Genomic DNA, 19,725 nt, shown 5'->3' with positions numbered 1-19,725 from the left:
TCACGAAGATCGACGGCGGTGACCGGTTGTCAGTGGCGTAGGCGAGACTTGCACCGTGGCAGTCACTGACGAGACCGGGCACGACGCCCCGCAGGCATCCCCCACCGGTGCGACGCCCCCGATCCGGCCCCCGGCCGACGGCGCCTCACCGCACCTGGGCATGCCGCGCTGGCTGCCGCGCGCCATGGTGCTCGCGCTCGCCCTCGTCGCCGTGTTCCAGCTGGGCAGTTGGGCCTTCCACCAGCTCATCGGGCTGCTGATCAACATCCTCATCGCGTTCTTCCTGGCCCTCGCCATCGAGCCCGCGGTGAGCAGGATGGCCGCCTTCGGGATGCGCCGGGGACTGGCCACCTTCCTGGTCTTCCTCGGCCTGCTGATCGTGTGCGCCGGCTTCGTCACGCTCCTCGGGTCGATGCTCGCCGGCCAGATCATCAAGATGATCGAGGACTTCCCGGACTACCTCGACTCCGTCATCAACTGGATCAACGGGCACTTCCGCACCGACCTCAGACGGGTCGACATCCAGGAAGGGCTGCTCCACTCCGACTGGCTGCGCAAGTACGTGCAGAACAGCGCGACCGGCGTGCTGGACGTGTCCACCCAGGTGCTCGGCGGCCTCTTCCAGCTGCTGACGATCGGTCTGTTCTCGTTCTACTTCGCCGCCGACGGGCCGCGGCTGCGGCGCGCGCTGTGCTCCGTACTGCCGCCCGCCCGGCAGGTCGAGGTGCTGCGCGCGTGGGAGATCGCCGTCGACAAGACAGGCGGCTACATATACTCACGCGGCCTGATGGCGCTGGTCTCCGGAGTGGCGCACTACATCCTGCTACAGGCGCTGGGCATCCCGTACGCGCCCGTGCTCGCCGTCTGGGTGGGCCTGGTCTCCCAGTTCATCCCGACCATCGGCACGTATCTGGCGGGCGCCCTGCCCATGCTGATCGCCTTCACCGTGAACCCCTGGTACGCGCTGTGGGTGCTGATCTTCGTCGTGGTCTACCAGCAGTTCGAGAACTACATGCTGCAGCCCAAGCTGACCGCGAAGACCGTCGACATCCACCCCGCTGTCGCCTTCGGCTCGGTCATCGCGGGCACCGCGCTCCTGGGCGCCGTGGGCGCGCTGATCTCCATCCCGGCCGTCGCCACGCTCCAGGCGTTCCTCGGGGCGTACGTGAAGCGGTACGACGTCACGGACGACCCCCGGCTCCAGGGCCACCGGACGCCCCGCGGCTCGGGAGCCCCCGGCCTGCTGACACGCGCGCGTGGGCTGTGGGAACGGCGAGCGGGGGAGGGGACGACGGCGGAGCTGACGGAGGCCGAGGCCGCCGGCGCGACCGACGCGGTTGGCACGACCGGCTCCGCCCGTACGACCGACGCCACCGATGCGACCGCCTCCGGGAGAGCCGACTCGCGGCCTACCGATCCGGAAGCGATCGACTCCGAGCCGACCGACTCCACGCACACCGACTCCACGCCGAGAGACTCCGGCGAGAGCTCCTCCTGAAGGAGGACTTGGCGAGCCCCCCCGGGGGGCGACCGGGCGAGAGCACCGGGGCGTCGCGGTCAGTACGTGAGCACCGCCCACACCCCGGCCACGGCCACGGCGACGACGTAGCAACCGACCGCCACCGTCACGACCCGCAGCCGTACCGCCTCGCTCCAGGATGTGCGGGACAGCAGCCAGGCCAGCGCGGGCAGGACCAGGACGGCGTGCAGGCTCACCCCGTGCAGCGGCTTGAGCGGGGCCGTCGAGTGGTACGCCGCCTCCTGGTGGCCGGTCCGGGCGAGGACGACCCCGCGCGCGATCATCGCGGCGCCCGAGACCAGCGCCACGAGCATGATCGCGAACCCGGAACGCACCGCGAGCGCCATGCCCGTAGGACCCGCCGGCCGGTGCCGGAAGGACTCCACCGCGAACACGCTGAGCAGCACCACGAGGACGCCGCCGCCCACCGCGAGCATCATGGACACCGCCGTGTCGAAGGGCGTCTCCATGTCGAGGTGCGACGGCACCCGGCGCCACGCCTGGAGGGTGATGCCGCCGACCTCCACGACACAGTCGGCGGCGAACACGACGAGCAGCACGGTACGCAGCCGGGCCCCGATGCGCAGATACGACGTGACCCAGGTGACCGCGATCAGCGTCGCCCCGAAGGACAGCCCGAACGTGACGGGCTTGCGCCAGGAGACGGGCCCGTACCAGGGGCCGCCGTCGACCGCGAACACCCCCAGGTGCACCAGCCCGGAGAGGATCAACAGGGCCCCGATCACGTGGCAGAGACGCTCGGCGGGACGTACGTGCGGCTTCATGGCCCGAGCCTCGCGGGAACCCGTCGCACAGTCGTCGTACGACCGAAGGCACCCGCCGTACGACGGCGGAAGTAGACCCCCGGAGGCGTGGCGATGAGTTTCGGGGGCGCGCCGGGTCCATGGACGTGGAAGCCGCTCGGAATCCGCGGAACCGTGACCCCCGAAGCGAGGAACAACCATGTCCACCGCAAAGACCCCGCAGCGCACCGGCATCGCGCCCGCCCCTCGCCTGGCGGACACCGAGCGGCAGACCGCCGCGGGCAAGGTGCTGTGGCACTTCACGATGTCGCTGGACGGGTTCGTGGCGGGGCCCGGGCATGCGATGGACTGGATGACGGGGTTCTCGTTCAGGCCCGGCCTCGTCGAGGAGTACGCCGCGACGACCGGCGCCGTACTGGGCGGCCGGGACGGCTTCGACGCCTTCCCCGATGCGAGCAACGTCTACGGAGGCGCGTGGCAGGGGCCGGTGTTCGTCCTCACGCACCACCCCGACGACGCGCCGCCCGCCCCCGGGGTGACCTTCCTTGACTGCGACGTGGCCGAGGCCGTCCGCATCGGGCTGGAGGCCGCCGGGGGCAAGAACCTCGAAGTGCTCTCACCCACGATCGGACGGCAGCTCTTGGAGCGCGGACTGCTCGACGAGATCGACCTGCACATCGTCCCTGTACTGCTCGGCGACGGCATCCGGCTCTACGACAACCCCGGCGGCGCCCCCGTCCGGCTCGCGCTCCAGAACGGGGACGACCACGCGGTCGCGGTCAACGTGCGCTGCCAGCCGGTTCGGTAGCGTGCGGCGCCCGCGGAGGTTCCTACTCGTAGCAGCTGCCGCTGCACAGGACGGTGACGGTCCCGGTCTCGCCGGCCGGGGTGACCGCCGTGCTCCGCGTCGGCGCGGGCCTGTGCACGAGGCTGGTCTCCCACGGCATGGGAGCGGCCGATGCCGCCGGGCTCATGCCCGGCGCAGGAAGGATTTCCATGTCGCTCGAGGCGTCGTTACGGCGTTCGGCGGTGGAGGAGATCGGTGACGTGAGTGCCGCGTGGTGCGCTTGACACGAAAATCGAACATCCATTCTTATGGAAGCTCCGGCGAGGCCATGACGGCCATTTTGGCAGGCTTTTGATGACGAAGTGTCCGAGTTATCCACAGGCCGGACGGGCGTCGGGGCGCATTGTCAGTGGCAGGCGTTAGCGTCTTTGACGTGAAGCGATCGACTCAAGCAAACCGGGTGGAACCCATGGCAGGAACCGACCGCGAGAAGGCGTTGGACGCCGCACTCGCACAGATTGAACGGCAATTCGGCAAGGGCGCGGTGATGCGCCTCGGCGAGCGGCCGAACGAGCCCATCGAGGTCATCCCCACCGGGTCGACCGCACTGGACGTCGCCCTCGGCGTCGGCGGCCTGCCGCGCGGCCGAGTGGTGGAGGTCTACGGCCCGGAGTCCTCCGGCAAGACGACCCTGACCCTGCACGCGGTGGCGAACGCCCAGCGGGCCGGCGGCCAGGTCGCGTTCGTGGACGCGGAGCACGCCCTCGACCCCGAGTACGCGAAGAAGCTCGGCGTCGACATCGACAACCTGATCCTGTCCCAGCCGGACAACGGCGAGCAGGCCCTGGAGATCGTGGACATGCTGGTCCGCTCCGGCGCCCTCGACCTCATCGTCATCGACTCCGTCGCGGCGCTCGTCCCGCGCGCGGAGATCGAGGGCGAGATGGGTGACAGCCACGTCGGTCTGCAGGCCCGTCTGATGAGCCAGGCGCTGCGGAAGATCACGAGCGCGCTCAACCAGTCCAAGACCACCGCGATCTTCATCAACCAGCTCCGCGAGAAGATCGGTGTGATGTTCGGCTCGCCGGAGACCACGACCGGTGGTCGCGCGCTGAAGTTCTACGCCTCGGTGCGACTCGACATCCGCCGTATCGAGACCCTGAAGGACGGCACCGACGCGGTCGGCAACCGCACCCGCGTCAAGGTCGTCAAGAACAAGGTCGCACCGCCCTTCAAGCAGGCCGAGTTCGACATCCTCTACGGCCAGGGCATCAGCCGCGAGGGCGGCCTGATCGACATGGGCGTGGAGAACGGCTTCGTCCGCAAGGCCGGCGCCTGGTACACGTACGAGGGCGACCAGCTCGGCCAGGGCAAGGAGAACGCGCGCAACTTCCTGAAGGACAACCCCGACCTGGCCAACGAGATCGAGAAGAAGATCCTGGAGAAGCTGGGCGTGGGCGTCCGTCCCGAGAAGGACAAGCCCGCAGCCGAGCCGGTCGCGGACGCGGCGGTCCCCACCGCCACGGACGACGCCGCCAAGGCGGTGCCCGCTCCGGCGGCGGCCAAGACCACCAAGTCCAAGGCCGCCGCAGCCAAGAGCTGACCCGTGACACGACGAACGGACTGGTCGGAGTACGCGTATCCCGGCGCCCCCCAGGGGCGCGGGGAAGGCGGCGACGGCCTGGCCCATGGTGCGGACGGCAGGTTCGAGGAGCCGTACGGCGGTGAGTCGGGCGGCGGGTGGTCGGCCGACGGCTTCGCGGGGGAGCCCGGTCCGCCTTTCGGCGGCTCGGAGCCCGGCGACGGTTCGGCGGGCACCGGCCGGCCTTTCAGAAGCTCGACGCCCGGCGGCGGCAGTTCGCCCGGCGACGAGTCCGATGACGACGCGTACGGCCGCGGCGCACGCCGTAGCCGTGGAGCGCGTGACCAGGGAGGCTCAAGAGGGACCGCGGCGCGCGGTGACGGCGCGCGCGGTAGGCGCGGGCGCCGTGGCCGTGGCTTCGGCGAGTCGTCCGGAGATGACGGGGGTGACTTCTCCTCGTCGAGGGCCGAGAAGGAGGAGCCACCGGCGGACCCGGCTGAGCGGGCGCGGGGAATCTGCCTGCGCCTGCTCACCGGGACCCCGCGCACCCGCAAGCAACTCGCGGACGCCCTGCGCAAGCGGGAGATCCCGGACGAGGTGGCGGACGAGGTGCTGTCGCGGTTCGAGGAGGTCGGGCTCATCAACGACAGCGCGTTCGCGGACGCATGGGTCGAGTCCCGGCACCGCGGCCGGGGCCTGGCCCGGCGCGCGCTCTCCCAGGAGCTGCGCACCAAGGGCATCGACTCCACGCTGATCGACGAGGCCGTCTCCCAGCTCGACTCCGAGCAGGAGGAGACGACGGCCCGTGAACTGGTGGACCGCAAACTGCGGTCCACCCGAGGCCTCGACCGCGACAAGAGGCTGCGCCGCCTCGCGGGCATGCTGGCCCGCAAGGGCTACTCCCAGGGCATGGCCCTCAGAGTGGTCCGACAGGCGCTGGAGGAAGAGGGCGAGGACACGGAGTTCCTCGGGGACGAGGGGTACTGACCGGAACAGTTCCGGCTCTGGCCTTTCGATGGTGCGAACGTCCTGAACACGGTGGACGCGCGGGGGCGCCGACCGCGTTCAGGCAAGCACCGGGGTGATGGCCGAGGCAGGGCCAACCCCCTCCACCGGACAACTCGCGACTGGCCTCCGTGAGTTCAAGGGCGTCCAAGTTCTCGCGCGCCGGCCGACGCCGACTCGATCCAGCGCGCCGGCAGCAGGCGAACGCCGAGGTACCGATCTGGACTACGCCTTCGTCGCCGACGAGGAGATGGCGTTCGCCGCCCGCAAGGCGTTCGACGCGGCCGGCGGCGAGAAGGTCAAGATCGTGACGGTCAACGGCACCGACGAGGCGCTGGCCGCCCTCAAGGACGGCCGTTTCGCCGCCACCGTCTCGAACTCGGCCAAGGACACCGGCGAACTGGCCGTCACCAACGCCATCAGCCTCCTCCGTGGGGAGAAGGCGCAGAAGATCGCCACCACGCCGGCCCACCTGATCACCAAGGGCAACGCGGACATCGCCCCGCTCTACTGCCCTTCCGACGGGCTGTGAGCGGGCCGGACGTCACGTCGTGGACAGGGCGTCGACATCCCGTCCTGTCATGGACAGGGTGTCTGGGAGAACGTGACCGGCAGGCCCGCCGCCTTCCAGGCCTGGAAGCCGCCGACGAGGTCCGTCGCGCGGCGCAGGCCCAGTCGATGCAGGGACGCGGCTGCCAGGCTGGACGCGTAGCCCTCGTTGCAGATCACCACCACGCGCAGGTCGTGGCCGGTGGCTTCGGGGGCGCGGTGGCTGCCCCGGGGGTCGAGGCGCCACTCCAGTTCGTTGCGCTCGACGACCAGGGCGCCGGGGATGAGGCCGTCCCGGTCGCGCAGGGCGGCGTAGCGGATGTCGACCAGGAGGGCGTCGCCGTCGCGGGCCGCTTCGTAGGCGGCCCCCGCCTCGATCCGTTCGTAGTCCGCGCGGACCCGCTCCAGCAACTCGTCTATGCCGGGCGGCTGTTCGCGTACGGCGCTCACTGCCAGTCCTCGGGGCGCTCGACCTGCTCCAGGCGCAGCACCGGGCCCGTGCGGCTGTAGCGGCGGATCTGCGGCAGCGGCGGGTAGTAGGCGTGGACGGAGATCGCGTGCTCTTCGAGGGACTCGTTGAGCACCTCGTGGACGTGGTGGCGGCCGAAGGCGCGGCCCTTGCCGGTCGGCAGCCGGCGCTCGCGGTCCACGCCCTCCTCCAGTTCGAGGGTCTTCCAGCCGTGGCTGGGGAGTCGAGCGGCGAGCGAGTTCTCCTTGAGTTCGCCGGCGGCGGTGAGGAAGGCGCCGACCGACTCGGCGTGGTCGTGCCAGCCGGTCCCGCTGCCGGGCGGCCAGCCGATCAGCCACGCCTCGCTGCCGCCGGGGCCTTCGAGCCGTACCCAGGTGCGGCCTTCGGGGTCGAGGGGGAGCGAGGCGATCAGCTCGGCGTCGGCGGCCGTGCGCCGGACGAAGTCGAGGAGGTCCGCCTGTGTCGGGGCCTGAGCGGGCGCGGCGGGGGACACGGAGGCAGAAGGGGAGACAGACACGTGCACCGTCCTGATGAAGGTTCGCGAAGGTGCGCGCGGACATCACAGAAGTGGCGCGCGCGGGTGAGGGAGATGCGAATTCAGCAGGAGATGTGACACACGCAGCCCACGTAGCGGACAAGGTCCAGATGGACCTTCCGCCACAGGTGGACAGAGGTATCAGTCACGATTCGGAGTACAGCATGGCGGTTCGGGCCGGTCAACTCACCGTCACTATGTGGACAGCGACCGGCCCGCCGGCCTCAGCGTGAACCGGCCGTCGCCTCCGTCCGCGCCGGACCGCCCAGCGTCGCCTCCGCCGCCGCGTACAGGTCGGCCGGACGCACCCCGCCCAGCGCTGTGACCAGGTGTCCGTCGGGCCGTACGAGCAGGACGGTGTGGGCGGCGGCGCCCGGGTAGCTCTCGGCGACCAGGAGCTCGGCCGGGTGCGGCAGGGCGGTCACGGCGGCGGCGAGCCGGGGCATGATCCCGGCGGTCACCCAGTGCTTGCGCTCCCACACGCCCGTGCCCGGCGCGACCAGCACGACCAGCAGGGATCCGCGTCCGAGGCGGTCCCGCAGCCGTACGAAGGCGCCGTCCTCGGCGGTGACCCGGACGTCGGCGACGGGCGCGCCGGGCGGGGTGTCGACGGGGACCTCCGGCTCGATGTGCAGGGGCGCGAGCGGCGAGTCGGCGTACGCCCCCGGCGCACCGAGCGCGCCGCGCCCCAGGTGACCGTCCGTGAGCAGCACGTCGTGGTTGCGCGTCGAGCCGGGCACGACGGCGCGCAGTCCGGCGCCGCCGCGCACCAGCGGCAGCGCCTGGTCGGCGGCGCGCAGCCGGGCCGCGACGACCGCCCGCCGCTCCGCCTGATAGCTGTCGAGCAGCGCCTCGTGCGGCCCGTGGTGCCAGGCCAGAGCCAGCTTCCAGGCGAGGTTGTCGGCGTCCCGCAGCCCTTCGTCCAGCCCCTGCGTCCCGAGCGCCCCCAGCAGATGCGCCGCGTCCCCGGCGAGGAACACCCGCCCCACCCGCCAGCGCCGCGCGAGCCGGTGGTGCACGGTGTGCACACCGGTGTCGAGCAGTTCGTACGGCGGGGTCGGGCCCTCGGTCCAGCCCGCGAGTGTCTCCCGGATGCGGGCCAGCAGCAGCTCGGGGGTGACCAGGTCCTTGCCCGGGGGCAGCAGCCAGTCCAGGCGCCACACGCCGTCCGGGAGGGGGCGTCCGGTGACCTCCCCGGCCGAGGGTCCGGACGTCCGCCACGGCGGCACCCGATGCAACAACGCCTGGTCGGGCCAGGGAAGTTCCGTGCGCAGCGCGGCAACGGCGTGTCGCTCCACCGCCGTACGGCCGGGGAAGCGGATGTCGAGGAGTTTGCGGACGGTGGAGCGCGGGCCGTCGCAGCCGACCAGGTGACTGCCGCGCCACCAGGTGCCGTTGGGGCCGCGGGTGTGGGCGGTGATGCCCGAGGGTTCCTGTTCGAGCGAGTCGAGGCGGTTGTCCGGGACGACCTTCACCAGCCGCTCGCCCGCGAGGGCCTGGCGGAGGGCGCCGGTCAGGACGTGCTGGGCGATGTGCAGGGGGGCGGGTTCGACCTCGTCGAAGGTGATCTCGCGTGTCACCTGCTTGCGCCGCATCGACCGCCATCCGGCCCAGTGTGTTCCGGCCCCGCCGAGCGGCGCGCCGGTCAGCCGCTCCAGGAGCGCGGTGGTGTCCTCGCGCAGGACGACGGTGCGCGCGGGACGCGGTTCGTCCTTGGCCGGTCCCTCGTCGAGGAGGACGGAGGGCACCTCCTGCCGCGCCAGTGCCAGGGCGAGCGTGAGCCCCACGGGCCCCGCCCCGACGATGATCACCGGGTCCACGGTGTGGCGCCCCCTGCCCGTGACGGTGTCCTCAGGGACGCATGTGAACAGGAAGTTGGAGCAGGGTGCACGATCACAGAACGTATGCAACCCATTGCCGGTGCTTGCGTCAAGTGACGGAGGCAGTGGCGATCATGCCACTGCCTCCGTGTCCTTCACACCTTTTGACGGATCATCACACTACGTCGGCGCCGGTCCCATACGATCCGCCGACCTGCGCGGGGTTGAGCCCCGTCGCGTCTTCCAGGTCGACGGTCGCGCCCGTGCTCTTCTTGCTGCGCCGCAACCTGCGCTCCAGCCAGCTCGCGAAGGTGGTGAGGGCGAGGTTCAGCAGGATGTAGATGATTCCCACGACGATGAAGCTCGCCACCACGTTGGCGTAGTTGGCCGCCAGGGTGCTGCGCGAGTTGAGCAGCTCCGTCAAGCCCAGCATCACACCGCCCAGCGCGGTGTCCTTCACGATGACCACGAGCTGGCTGACGATGGCCGGCAGCATGGCGGTGACCGACTGCGGCAGCAGGATGCTCGTCATCGTCTGGCCCTTGCGCAGGCCGATCGCGTACGCGGCCTCCGTCTGCCCCTTCGGGAGGGACAGGATGCCCGCCCTGACGATCTCGGCGAGCACCGAGGCGTTGTAGAGCACCAGGCCGGTGACGACGGCGTACAGAGGACGTTCCTCGCTGCCGATGCCCGTGGAGCGGACGTAGAACTCGTTCGCGAAGAGCATCATCAGGAGGACCGGGATCGACCGGAAGAACTCGACCACGGCTCCGGCGGGTACCCGCACCCACTTGTGATCGGACATCCGGGCGATACCGAAGAACGCGCCCAGGGGGAGGGCTATCACCATGGCGAGGCCGGCGGCCTTCAGGGTCTCGCCGAGACCTGGCAGCAGATACGTCGTCCAGGCGTCCGCCGTGGTGAACGGCTGCCACAGGGACCACTTCAGCTGCCCCTTGTCGTCCATCGTCTGCCAGACCCACCACAAGAAGAGGGCCAGCAGGACGAAGAACACCACGGAGATGAGTACGTTGCGCCGCTTGGCACGGGGGCCGGGAGCGTCGTAGAGGACGGAGGTCATCGCTTCACCGCCAGTCGCTTGCTCAGCCAGCCGAGGAGGAGGCCGGTGGGCAGGGTCAGTACCACGAAGCCGAACGCGAAGACCGCGCCGATGGCGACCGTCTGGGCCTCGTTCTCGATCATCGTCTTCATCAGGGCCGCCGCCTCGGCCACCCCGATCGCCGCCGCCACGGTGGTGTTCTTCGTGAGGGCGATCAGTACGTTCGCCAGCGGTCCGATGACCGCGCGGAACGCCTGCGGAAGGATGACGATCCGCAGCACCTGACTGAAGCTCAGCCCGATGGCGCGGGCCGCCTCCGCCTGGCCGACCGGCACCGTGTTGATACCGGAGCGCACCGCCTCACAGACGAAGGCCGCGTGGTACGCCACGAGACCCAGCAGCGCCAGCCGGAAACCCTGCACCTTGAAGTCGTCGGACGCGCCCATGGTGACGCCGAAGATGTCAGCGAGGCCGAGCGAGGTGAAGACGATGATGACCGTCAGAGGGATGTTCCGGACGGTGTTCACGTAGAAGGTGGCGAAACCACGCATCAGTGGGACCGGGCTGACCCGCATTCCGGCCAGCAGTGTGCCCCAGACCAGGGAGCCGAGGGCGGAGAGGGCGGTGAGTTTCACCGTCATCCAGAACGCCCCGAGGACGTCATAACCTTGAAGAAAGTCGAACACGATCTCCCGCGCTTCCGGGTATGGGGCCTGCCTTACCGGGGTTTTATCGGGCTTACTTGACGATGTTGCCGATCTTCGGGGCGGGCTCGTTCTTGTAGTCGGCCGGGCCGAAGTTCTTGGTCACCGCGGTCTGCCAGGCGCCGCTGCTGACCATCTTCTCCAGCGCGGTGTTGATCTTGCCGAGGGTCGCGGAGTCGCCCTTCTTGACGCCGATGCCGTAGTTCTCGTTGCTGAGCTTCAGGCCGGCGAGCTTGAACTGACCCTTGAACTTGTCCTGCGCGGCGAAGCCCGCGAGGATCGAGTCGTCCGTGGTCACCGCGTCGACGGCGCCGCTCTGGAGGGCCGCGATGCATTCCGAGTAGCCCGCGTTCTCACGGAGGTTGGCCTTCGGGGCGATCGTGTCGTGGATGTTCTGCGCCGAGGTCGAGCCGGTCACGGAACAGAGGTTCTTGCCGTTGAGGTCCGTGGCCTTCGCGATCGTCGAGTCCTTCTTGACGAGCAGGTCCTGGTGCGCCAGCAGGTAGGGGCCGGCGAAGTCGACCTTCTCCTTGCGCTTGTCGTTGATCGAGTACGTGGCCGCGATGAACTTGACGTCGCCGCGCTCCAGCGCGTTCTCGCGGTCGGCGCTCTTGGTCTCGACCCACTCGATCTGGGCCGGCTTGTACCCGAGCTGACCGGCCACATAGGTCGCCACGTCCACGTCGAAGCCGGCGTAGGTGCCGTCCGGCTGCTTCAGGCCAAGGCCCGGCTGGTCGAACTTGATGCCGATCTTGATCTTGCTGCCGCCGCCGGACCCCGAACCGGAGTCGTTCTTGTCGCTGCTTCCGCAGGCCGTCGCGGCGAGCGAGAGGACGAGAGCGGTGGTGGCGAAGAGGGTGACCTTGCGAAGCTTCATGGTGAACATCCTTTGACTGGTGCGGAGATGAGGGCCCGTCAGGGCGTGTGACGGCAGCCGTCAGGGCGTGCGGGGCCCTCAGCGGCAGTCGGCGGCCGCCCGTCGTCGGCGGGCCGCCAGTGGCTGGCTGTAGCGGTTCGTCAGCGCTCGTGGCTGATCGTCAGGGGGCGCCGGCGACGGCCGGCGGTCGTCAGTGGTGCAGGATCTTCGACAGGAAGTCCTTGGCACGGTCGCTGCGCGGGTTGCTGAAGAACTGGTCCGGCACGGCCTCTTCGACGATGCGTCCGTCGGCCATGAACACCACGCGGTTGGCGGCCGAGCGGGCGAAGCCCATCTCATGGGTGACGACGATCATCGTCATCCCGTCCCGGGCGAGCTGCTGCATGACCTCCAGCACCTCGTTGATCATCTCCGGGTCGAGCGCCGAGGTCGGCTCGTCGAAGAGCATCACCTTGGGGTCCATGGCCAGCGCCCGCGCGATGGCGACGCGCTGCTGCTGACCGCCGGACAGCTGGGCCGGGTACTTGTCCGCCTGCGTGGCCACGCCCACCCGGTCGAGCAGCGCGCGGGCCTTCTCCTCGGCCTGCTTGCGGTCGGCCTTGCGGACCTTGATCTGGCCCAGCATCACGTTCTCGAGCACGGTCTTGTGCGCGAAGAGATTGAAGGACTGGAAGACCATTCCGACGTCCGCACGCAGCCGGGCCAGCTCCCTGCCCTCCTGGGGCAGCGGCTTGCCGTCGATCGTGATCGAACCGGAATCGGTCGTCTCCAGGCGGTTGATGGTGCGGCAGAGAGTGGACTTCCCGGACCCGGAGGGCCCGATCACCACGACGACCTCGCCGCGGGCGATCGTCAGATCGATGTCCTGGAGTACGTGCAACGCGCCGAAGTGCTTGTTGACGCTCTTCAGGACGACGAGTTCGCCGGTCGCGGCCACATCTTCCTTGGCCACCGATACTTCGGTCATCGCTTGCTGGCTCCGTCCTCGTCGGTTGCGGAGGACAGTAGTGAGGCCGTGCGACCAGCGTCATCACATCTGAGCGAGATCTGAGCATCACGATCGGATAGCAATCGGACACGTGTCGTAGTACTGGACGCCGGGACGCGTACCGGCTGGATAACGGAAGCGGCGCGCAACCGGAACCCACTTGACGGCGTCTTCGTCCATCAGCGTGACTGCCTGGGTGCACGCGCACGTGAGACATGCTTTTGTACAGGCCGACACCATACGAACGATGAACCGGAGGGGGCCGGGATGAGACTGCTCCTCGTCGAGGACGACAACCATGTCGCCGCCGCTCTGTCCGCGGTCCTGGCGCGGCACGGATTCGACGTCACCCACGCCCGCAGCGGTGAGGAGGCCCTCCAGGCACTCGTCCCCGAAGGCGACGTCTTCGGTGTCGTCCTTCTCGACCTCGGCCTGCCCGACCAGGACGGCTACGAGGTCTGCGGCAAGATCCGCAAGCGCACCAGCACCCCGGTGATCATGGTGACCGCCCGCTCCGACGTGCGCTCCCGCATCCACGGCCTCAACCTCGGAGCCGACGACTACGTGGTGAAGCCGTACGACACCGGGGAACTGCTCGCCCGTATCCACGCCGTCAGCCGGCGCAGCGTCCACGAGGACGCGAGCGGCGACGGCGACACCGCGCTCAGGCTCGGCCCGGTGCGCATCGAACTGCCCACCCGCCAGGTCAGCGTGGACGGTGCGGTCGTCCAGCTGACCCGCAAGGAGTTCGACCTGCTGGCGCTGCTGGCCCAGCGCCCGGGAGTGGTCTTCCGCCGGGAGCAGATCATCAGCGAGGTGTGGCGCACCAGCTGGGAGGGCACGGGACGTACCCTGGAGGTGCATGTCGCGTCCCTGCGCGCCAAGCTGCGGATGCCCGCGCTGATCGAGACCGTACGAGGCGTGGGCTACCGGCTCGTCGCTCCGGCCGCGTAGCGGGCACGGGTGCGCACACGTCTCCTCCCGCTGCTCATCGTCCTGATGGCGGCCGTTCTGCTCGCGCTCGGCGTGCCGCTCGCGATCAGCGTGGCCGCGGCCCAGCAGCAGAAGGTGATCGTCGACCGTATCGACGACACCGCGCGGTTCGCGGCCCTGGCCCAGTTCGTCACCGACGTGCCCACGGGATCACGCCCCGCCGACACGGTCCCGGACGAACGCCAGCAGACCCTGGACCGCGAACTCGCCAGCTACTACGAGGTGTACGGCATCCGCGCGGGCGTCTTCTACCGCACCGACACCTCCATGGCGAACGCGCCGGACGACTTCCTGGTGCCCAAGACGGGCGAGGTGCGCGACGCGTTCGCCGAGGCCCTCCTCAGCCGTCGCAGCCACGACCCGGAACAGGTCTGGCCCTGGCAGCGCAACCGCCTGGTCGTCGCCTCGCCGGTCATCCGCGACGGCGACGTCATCGCGGTCGTGGTCACCGACTCGCCCACCGGGCCGATGCGCTCACGGACCCTGCGCGGCTGGCTGACGATCGGCGCCGGCGAGATCGCCGCGATGCTGCTCGCCGTAGGCGCGGCCCTACGGCTGACCGGCTGGGTCCTGCGCCCCGTACGCGTCCTCGACGCCACCACCCACGACATCGCCACCGGACGCCTCAAGTCCCGGGTCGCCGCCGCCGGCGGGCCGCCGGAACTCCAGCGCCTGGCCCGTTCGTTCAACGAGATGGCGGACAACGTCGAGGACGTGCTGGAGCAGCAGCGCGCCTTCGTCGCCGACGCCTCGCACCAGTTGCGCAACCCGCTCTCGGCGCTCCTGCTGCGCATCGAACTGCTCGCACTCGAACTCCCGGAGGACAACGACGAGATCGCCTCGGTCCGCACCGAGGGCAAGCGCCTGACCCAGGTCCTGGACGACCTGCTCGACCTGGCCCTGGCCGAGCACGCGGACGCCGACCTCAGGATCACCGACATCGGCGCGCTGACCGCCGAGCGCGTCGCGGCCTGGGCCCCGACCGCCGAGGCCAAGGGCGTGCGACTGGTGGGCAGTTGCCCGCCCACCACGGCCTGGGCCGATCCGATCACGCTGTCCAGCGCCCTGGACGCGGTGATCGACAACGCGGTCAAGTTCACGCCCGAGGACGAGACCGTCGAGGTCACGGTCGCGTCGAACGGCGAGACCTCGACCGTCGTCGTCGCGGACCACGGCCCAGGTCTCACCGAGGAGGAACTCGCGCGCGTGGGTGACCGCTTCTGGCGCAGCGGCCACCACCAGAACATCAAGGGCTCCGGCCTCGGCCTGTCCATCTCCCAGGTCCTGCTGGCCGCGGGCGGCGGCTCCCTCACGTACGCCCACCACGAGCCGCACGGCCTCAAGGTGACGGTCACGGTGCCCAGGAGCGGCCCGACGGCCTGAACGGGCCCTCCAGGGGCCTGTGTTGGCCCCTCACGGCCTACGGGGGCGGCGGCCCGCCGTCGCACGGTCCGGGCGAGTTACGGCTTGACGGAGCGGTAGTAGCGCCGGGCACCCTCGTGCAGGACCAAGGGGTCGGTGTAGATCGCCGTCCTCAGGTCCACGAGCTGCGCGGAGTGCACGTGCGCGCCGATGCCGTCCCGGCTCTTGATCACGGTCCTGGTGATCCATTCGGCGAGTCGGGGGTTCAAATCCTCGCGGGTCATCAGCAGGTTGGACACGGCGATCGTCGGCACGGTGGACCCCCGTTGGATGCTCGGGTAGGCCGACTCCGGCATGTTGGTGGCGCGGTAGTAGCGGGTGGCGTCGCCCTGCTCGTGCATCTTGGCGACCAGGGTGGCGTCTATGGGCACGAACCGGAACGAGTAGTGGGCGGCGAGGTCCTTCAGACCGTCCGTCGGCAGCCCGCCGGACCAGAAGAACGCGTCGATCTTGCCCCGCCTGAGCAGATCCGGGCCGCTGTCGATACCGGCCGGCACCGGCTCGACGCCCTTCTTCGGGTCGATGCCGGCCGCCGTGAGCACCCGCTCGGCGATCAGCCGCACACCGGAACGGTCGGGCCCTATGGCCACCCGCTTGCCCCGCAGATCGGCGACCGAGTCGATGTCCGAGTCGTGCGGGACGATGAGCTGGACGTAGTCGTCGTAGAGCCGCGCGACCCCGCGCAGCTCGGAGGCACCGGGCTTGCCGTCCATCTCGTACGTCTCCACCGCGTCGGCCGCGGCGATGGTGAAGTCGGCGTGACCGGTCGCCACGCGCGCGACGTTCTCCTGCGATCCGGCGCTGTTCACCAGCTTCACCTTGAGACCCGGCATGTCCTTGTCCAGCTCGGTGCGCAGGAGCTTGCCGTACTCCTGGTAGACCCCGAGCGGGGTCCCGGTGCTGAAGGTGATCGTCCCGGTCGGCGGCTCGTCGCCCAGGGGCAGCAGCCACCACAGCAACAGCCCGAACGCGACGAAACCGGCCGCCGCGCCCTGAAGGGCCCGGCGCCTGCTGATACGGGAGAACACCTTGAACATGCGCGCGATCCTGCCAGCCGGTGCGCGGTGCTGACCAGGGCGGGCTGTAGGCGCGCGTCGGGCGTGGACAAGGGTGCGCGTGGGGTTGTGGAGGATCGGCGGTGCTGATCGGCGCCGGACACGGCCTGGCCGCCCGGGGTGACTGCGGGGTGACTGCGGTGGCCGTGCCGGAGTGTCAGTGGTGGTCATTAAGGTCGTGGCATGAGTTCTTCGCCCGCCGACCTGGTCCGCGAATTCCACCTGGCCTTCGGGCTCGACGCCCGCACCACCCCCACCGAGGTCTCGCCCGCCCTCGCCGCCCACCGGGGCGAACTGCTCGCCGAGGAGGCCGCCGAGGTGGCCGAGGTCGCGGTGAGCGGCCCCCTCGACCGGCTGGCGCACGAGCTGGCCGACGTCGTCTACGTCGCGTACGGCACCGCCCTCGTCCACGGCGTCGACCTGGACGCGGTGATCGCCGAGATCCACCGTTCCAACATGACCAAGATCGGTCCGGCCGGCGAGATCTCCCGCAGAGCCGACGGCAAGGTGCTCAAGGGGGAGCACTACGAGGCGCCGGACGTCTCCGGGGTACTGCGCAAGCAGGGGTGGGACGCGGGCGACGCCTGAGGTGGGCGGGGGGCGGTTCTCGGCCGCCGGGAGAGTTGCTCCCGGCACCGCCTACCCTTGTCACATGAGCAGCGGTGACCGGAGCGGGGCAGTGGACGTCAAAACGTACGAAGTGCGCACCTATGGGTGCCAGATGAACGTCCACGATTCCGAGCGGCTCTCCGGTCTCCTGGAGGGCGCCGGTTATGTGCGCGCACCCGAGGGCTCGGACGGGGACGCGGATGTCGTCGTCTTCAACACCTGCGCCGTGCGCGAGAACGCCGACAACCGGCTCTACGGCAACCTCGGCCGGCTCGCCCCGATGAAGACGAAGCGCCCCGGGATGCAGATCGCCGTCGGCGGCTGTCTGGCCCAGAAGGACCGCGACACCATCGTGAAGAAGGCGCCCTGGGTGGACGTCGTCTTCGGCACGCACAACATCGGCAAGCTGCCGGTCCTGCTGGAACGCGCGCGCGTCCAGGAAGAGGCACAGGTCGAGATCGCGGAGTCCCTGGAGGCCTTCCCCTCGACGCTGCCGACCCGGCGCGAGAGCGCCTACGCGGCCTGGGTGTCGATCTCCGTCGGCTGCAACAACACGTGCACCTTCTGCATCGTCCCGGCCCTGCGCGGCAAGGAGAAGGACCGTCGCACCGGCGACATCCTCGCCGAGATCGAGGCCCTGGTCGGCGAGGGCGTCTCCGAGATCACCCTGCTCGGCCAGAACGTCAACGCGTACGGCTCCGACATCGGCGACCGCGAGGCCTTCAGCAAGCTGCTCCGCGCGTGCGGCGCGATCGAGGGCCTGGAGCGGGTCCGGTTCACCTCCCCGCACCCGCGCGACTTCACCGACGACGTCATCGCCGCGATGGCCGAGACGCCGAACGTGATGCCGCAGCTGCACATGCCGATGCAGTCCGGCTCCGACCCGATCCTCAAGGCCATGCGCCGGTCGTACCGCCAGGAGCGGTACCTGGGGATCATCGACAAGGTCCGCGCGGCCATCCCGCACGCCGCCATCACCACCGACATCATCGTGGGCTTCCCCGGGGAGACCGAGGAGGACTTCGAGCAGACGATGCACGCGGTCCGCGAGGCCCGCTTCGCGCAAGCGTTTACGTTCCAGTACTCCAAGCGGCCCGGCACCCCGGCCGCGACGATGGAGAACCAGGTCCCCAAGGAGGTCGTCCAGGCGCGCTACGAGCGTCTCGTCGCCCTCCAGGACGAGATCTCCTGGGACGAGAACAAGAAGCAGGTCGGCCGCACTCTGGAGCTGATGGTCGCCGAGGGCGAGGGCCGCAAGGACGGCGCCACCCACCGCCTCTCCGGCCGCGCCCCCGACAACCGCCTCGTTCACTTCACCAAGCCGGACCAGGAGGTCCGCCCCGGTGACGTGGTGACGGTGGAGATCACGTACGCCGCCCCGCACCACCTCCTCGCCGAGGGCCCCACCCTGGACGTGCGCCGCACGCGCGCGGGTGACGCCTGGGAGAAGCGCAACGCGACTGAGGCCGCGAAGCCGGCCGGCGTGATGCTGGGCCTGCCGAAGATCGGCGCGCCGGCGCCGCTGGCCGTCGCCACGGGGAGCGGTTGCGGGTGTGACTGAGGTGTCGTTGCGCTCCTGCTGAGTGACGGTGGGGGCGCGACGGTGTGGTCGGTGCGGGTGTGGCCGGGGCGTGTGTGCCGCTGATGGATGTGTGTCGTGGGGCGCGGCCTGTGTGGGCGGGCCGTGCGCTTGCGGGCGCGGCCAAGCGAGGTGGGCGTCCGCGGGTTGTTGTCCTCATGCGAGGCGTGTGCCTGTGTGACGTTGGCCCCGTGCGGCGTGCGCTCGTGTGAGGCGTGCGCCCGTGTGACGTGACCTGTGGATCGTCGGCGTGACTTGTCAGGGTGCCTTGTTAGGGTTCCGGCCATGCTCGTAGCCGCCGCTGTCTGTCCCTGCCCGCCGATTCTCGTCCCCGATGTCGCCGCCGGTGCCGCGCCGGAACTGGCCGTCGCGCGGGCCGCGTGCACCGACGCGCTGGGCGTCCTCGCCGCCGCCCGGCCGGACCGCCTGGTGGTCGTCGGACCCGCCGAGCAGAGCGGGCGCGGGCCCCATCCTCAGGGCACCCGGGGTTCGTTCCGCGGCTTCGGTGTGGATCTCGACGTACGGCTGGGCGGGGACGGGCGGGAAGAGACGGGCGCCGTGCCGGAGCGTGAGCTTCCGCCCTCGCTCGCCGTCGCGGCATGGCTGCTTGAGCGGACCGGGTGGTCCGACGCCCCGATCGAAGGACTCGGCGTTGGGGAACCCCTCGAGCCCGAGCGGTGTATTCACACCGGAAGGAACATCGTCGCCCCGACCGACCGGGTCGCGCTGCTGGTCATGGGCGACGCCAGCGCGTGCCGGACGCTGAAGGCGCCGGGCTACCTCGACGAGCGGGCGGCGCCGTTCGACGCGGAGGTCGCGCGGGTGCTGGGTGCGGCGGACGTGGCGGGGGTGAAGGCGCTGGACGCGGAGTTGGCGTACGAACTGAAGGCGTCCGGCCGGGCGCCGTGGCAGGTGCTCGCGGGGGCTGCGGAGGGCGCGGGGTTGGGCGGTGCGTTGTTGTACGAGGACGCGCCGTACGGGGTTGGGTACGTGGTTGCCACCTGGTCGTAGGGGCGGGGAGGGCATACGGGGCTGCGGGGTTGGGCCCGGCTGGAGGACGAGTGCTCCGTGCGCTGAGCTCGTAGGCGGGGAGCGACCTGAAGGTCAGCGGGCGGGAGGCAGGCGAGCAGTGGGAAGGCGAGCGGTGCGAACGGACACCGGGGCCTGGAGCCGCCGTAGCGTCCGCGCGCCACACCGGGCCCTGGAACTGCCGTAGGGCCCATGGGCCACAGCGGGCCTTAGAGCCGCCGTAGCGCCCGCGTGCCCCCCTCACCACTCACCCCCGCTCCGAAGCGACCCCACCCTCAGCATCCGAAACCCTCAGGCATCCGAACCGCCCGGCCCGTAATCCGAACCCCCCGCCCCGCCACCTCAGTCCCACGAAACGGCGGACGGCCGAGGAGCCCTA

20 protein-coding genes are annotated in these 19,725 nt (G+C 70.3%); 10 read left to right on the top strand and 10 right to left on the bottom strand.

Going from position 1 to position 19,725, the window contains the following annotated elements:
- Positions 1 to 55 precede the first annotated feature (55 nt).
- Complete coding sequence (locus ACIRB1_RS07390; RefSeq protein ID WP_403464858.1) at positions 56 to 1,498, top strand: AI-2E family transporter; 1,443 nt, start codon at positions 56 to 58, stop codon at positions 1,496 to 1,498.
- Between the two features lie 59 nt (positions 1,499 to 1,557).
- Here ACIRB1_RS07390 and ACIRB1_RS07385 read toward each other — a convergent pair whose 3' ends face one another.
- Positions 1,558 to 2,304 (bottom strand): hypothetical protein, encoded by a 747-nt coding sequence (locus ACIRB1_RS07385; RefSeq protein WP_403464857.1) that lies wholly within the window; start codon positions 2,302 to 2,304, stop codon positions 1,558 to 1,560.
- A 178-nt stretch (positions 2,305 to 2,482) separates the two neighbouring features.
- Between ACIRB1_RS07385 and ACIRB1_RS07380 the strand changes: the two genes are divergently transcribed.
- Positions 2,483 to 3,091 (top strand): dihydrofolate reductase family protein, encoded by a 609-nt coding sequence (locus ACIRB1_RS07380; protein WP_403464856.1) that lies wholly within the window; start codon positions 2,483 to 2,485, stop codon positions 3,089 to 3,091.
- Positions 3,092 to 3,113: 22 nt separating this feature from the next.
- On the opposite strand, the gene ACIRB1_RS07375 is transcribed toward ACIRB1_RS07380, so the two are convergent.
- Entirely contained in the window at positions 3,114 to 3,257 is a 144-nt protein-coding gene (locus tag ACIRB1_RS07375; RefSeq protein WP_403464855.1) for a hypothetical protein, read from the bottom strand.
- A gap of 282 nt (positions 3,258 to 3,539) precedes the next feature.
- Here ACIRB1_RS07375 and recA point away from each other — a divergent pair, with 282 nt between their 5' ends.
- From recA to ACIRB1_RS07360, 3 genes are all read left to right on the top strand, one after another.
- Positions 3,540 to 4,673 (top strand): recombinase RecA, encoded by a 1,134-nt coding sequence (gene recA, locus ACIRB1_RS07370; protein WP_352185259.1) that lies wholly within the window; start codon positions 3,540 to 3,542, stop codon positions 4,671 to 4,673.
- A gap of 3 nt (positions 4,674 to 4,676) precedes the next feature.
- Positions 4,677 to 5,639, top strand: a complete 963-nt coding sequence (recX, locus tag ACIRB1_RS07365; protein ID WP_403464854.1) for a recombination regulator RecX — start codon at positions 4,677 to 4,679, stop codon at positions 5,637 to 5,639.
- Between the two features lie 97 nt (positions 5,640 to 5,736).
- Positions 5,737 to 6,189 carry a sugar ABC transporter substrate-binding protein gene (locus ACIRB1_RS07360; RefSeq protein ID WP_403464853.1) on the top strand — a complete coding sequence of 151 codons (453 nt, stop codon included), beginning with the start codon at positions 5,737 to 5,739 and terminating at the stop codon, positions 6,187 to 6,189.
- 47 nt (positions 6,190 to 6,236) lie between these two features.
- Here the strand turns inward: ACIRB1_RS07360 and ACIRB1_RS07355 are convergent, their stop codons facing one another.
- The 7 genes from ACIRB1_RS07355 to ACIRB1_RS07325 form a co-directional block, all read right to left on the bottom strand.
- On the bottom strand, positions 6,237 to 6,656 hold the full coding sequence (locus tag ACIRB1_RS07355; RefSeq protein WP_403464852.1) for a rhodanese-like domain-containing protein: 420 nt from the start codon (positions 6,654 to 6,656) through the stop codon (positions 6,237 to 6,239).
- Positions 6,653 to 7,192, bottom strand: a complete 540-nt coding sequence (locus ACIRB1_RS07350; protein ID WP_403464851.1) for a cysteine dioxygenase — start codon at positions 7,190 to 7,192, stop codon at positions 6,653 to 6,655. The genes ACIRB1_RS07355 and ACIRB1_RS07350 overlap by 4 nt, the downstream gene beginning before the upstream one ends.
- Positions 7,193 to 7,434: 242 nt before the next feature.
- A complete protein-coding gene (locus ACIRB1_RS07345) occupies positions 7,435 to 9,030 on the bottom strand; it encodes an FAD-dependent monooxygenase (RefSeq protein ID WP_403464850.1) in 1,596 nt (531 codons plus the stop codon).
- A 175-nt stretch (positions 9,031 to 9,205) separates the two neighbouring features.
- Positions 9,206 to 10,111, bottom strand: a complete 906-nt coding sequence (locus ACIRB1_RS07340; RefSeq protein ID WP_352185264.1) for an amino acid ABC transporter permease — start codon at positions 10,109 to 10,111, stop codon at positions 9,206 to 9,208.
- Entirely contained in the window at positions 10,108 to 10,776 is a 669-nt protein-coding gene (locus ACIRB1_RS07335; RefSeq protein ID WP_352185265.1) for an amino acid ABC transporter permease, read from the bottom strand. Before ACIRB1_RS07335 ends, ACIRB1_RS07340 begins: the two co-directional genes overlap by 4 nt.
- A gap of 52 nt (positions 10,777 to 10,828) precedes the next feature.
- Complete coding sequence (locus ACIRB1_RS07330; RefSeq protein WP_403464849.1) at positions 10,829 to 11,671, bottom strand: glutamate ABC transporter substrate-binding protein; 843 nt, start codon at positions 11,669 to 11,671, stop codon at positions 10,829 to 10,831.
- A 190-nt stretch (positions 11,672 to 11,861) separates the two neighbouring features.
- On the bottom strand, positions 11,862 to 12,638 hold the full coding sequence (locus ACIRB1_RS07325; protein ID WP_019060965.1) for an amino acid ABC transporter ATP-binding protein: 777 nt from the start codon (positions 12,636 to 12,638) through the stop codon (positions 11,862 to 11,864).
- 288 nt (positions 12,639 to 12,926) lie between these two features.
- On the opposite strand from ACIRB1_RS07325, the gene ACIRB1_RS07320 reads away from it, so the two are divergent.
- Both ACIRB1_RS07320 and ACIRB1_RS07315 read left to right on the top strand, forming a co-directional pair.
- Positions 12,927 to 13,613: a response regulator transcription factor gene (locus ACIRB1_RS07320; RefSeq protein WP_352185267.1), complete on the top strand. Its 687-nt coding sequence runs from the start codon at positions 12,927 to 12,929 to the stop codon at positions 13,611 to 13,613.
- Between the two features lie 9 nt (positions 13,614 to 13,622).
- Positions 13,623 to 15,035, top strand: coding sequence for a HAMP domain-containing sensor histidine kinase (locus ACIRB1_RS07315; RefSeq protein WP_352185268.1), 1,413 nt, complete (start codon positions 13,623 to 13,625; stop codon positions 15,033 to 15,035).
- A 77-nt stretch (positions 15,036 to 15,112) separates the two neighbouring features.
- Here ACIRB1_RS07315 and ACIRB1_RS07310 read toward each other — a convergent pair whose 3' ends face one another.
- A complete protein-coding gene (locus ACIRB1_RS07310; RefSeq protein WP_352185269.1) occupies positions 15,113 to 16,111 on the bottom strand; it encodes a TAXI family TRAP transporter solute-binding subunit in 999 nt (332 codons plus the stop codon).
- Positions 16,112 to 16,312: 201 nt separating this feature from the next.
- Between ACIRB1_RS07310 and ACIRB1_RS07305 the strand changes: the two genes are divergently transcribed.
- The 3 genes from ACIRB1_RS07305 to ACIRB1_RS07295 all read left to right on the top strand — a co-directional run bounded on the left by ACIRB1_RS07305 (position 16,313) and on the right by ACIRB1_RS07295 (position 19,328).
- Entirely contained in the window at positions 16,313 to 16,717 is a 405-nt protein-coding gene (locus tag ACIRB1_RS07305; RefSeq protein ID WP_352185270.1) for a MazG nucleotide pyrophosphohydrolase domain-containing protein, read from the top strand.
- A 64-nt stretch (positions 16,718 to 16,781) separates the two neighbouring features.
- Entirely contained in the window at positions 16,782 to 18,299 is a 1,518-nt protein-coding gene (gene miaB / locus ACIRB1_RS07300) for a tRNA (N6-isopentenyl adenosine(37)-C2)-methylthiotransferase MiaB (RefSeq protein ID WP_403464848.1), read from the top strand.
- A 303-nt stretch (positions 18,300 to 18,602) separates the two neighbouring features.
- Positions 18,603 to 19,328 (top strand): class III extradiol dioxygenase subunit B-like domain-containing protein, encoded by a 726-nt coding sequence (locus ACIRB1_RS07295; RefSeq protein ID WP_352185272.1) that lies wholly within the window; start codon positions 18,603 to 18,605, stop codon positions 19,326 to 19,328.
- Positions 19,329 to 19,725 lie beyond the last annotated feature (397 nt).

The sequence above is a fragment of the Streptomyces sp. NPDC096013 genome (genome assembly GCF_044763565.1).
Taxonomy (GTDB): domain Bacteria; phylum Actinomycetota; class Actinomycetes; order Streptomycetales; family Streptomycetaceae; genus Streptomyces.
Note: the sequence above shows the minus strand (reverse complement) of the source record. Positions and strands in the feature narration are given on the sequence as shown.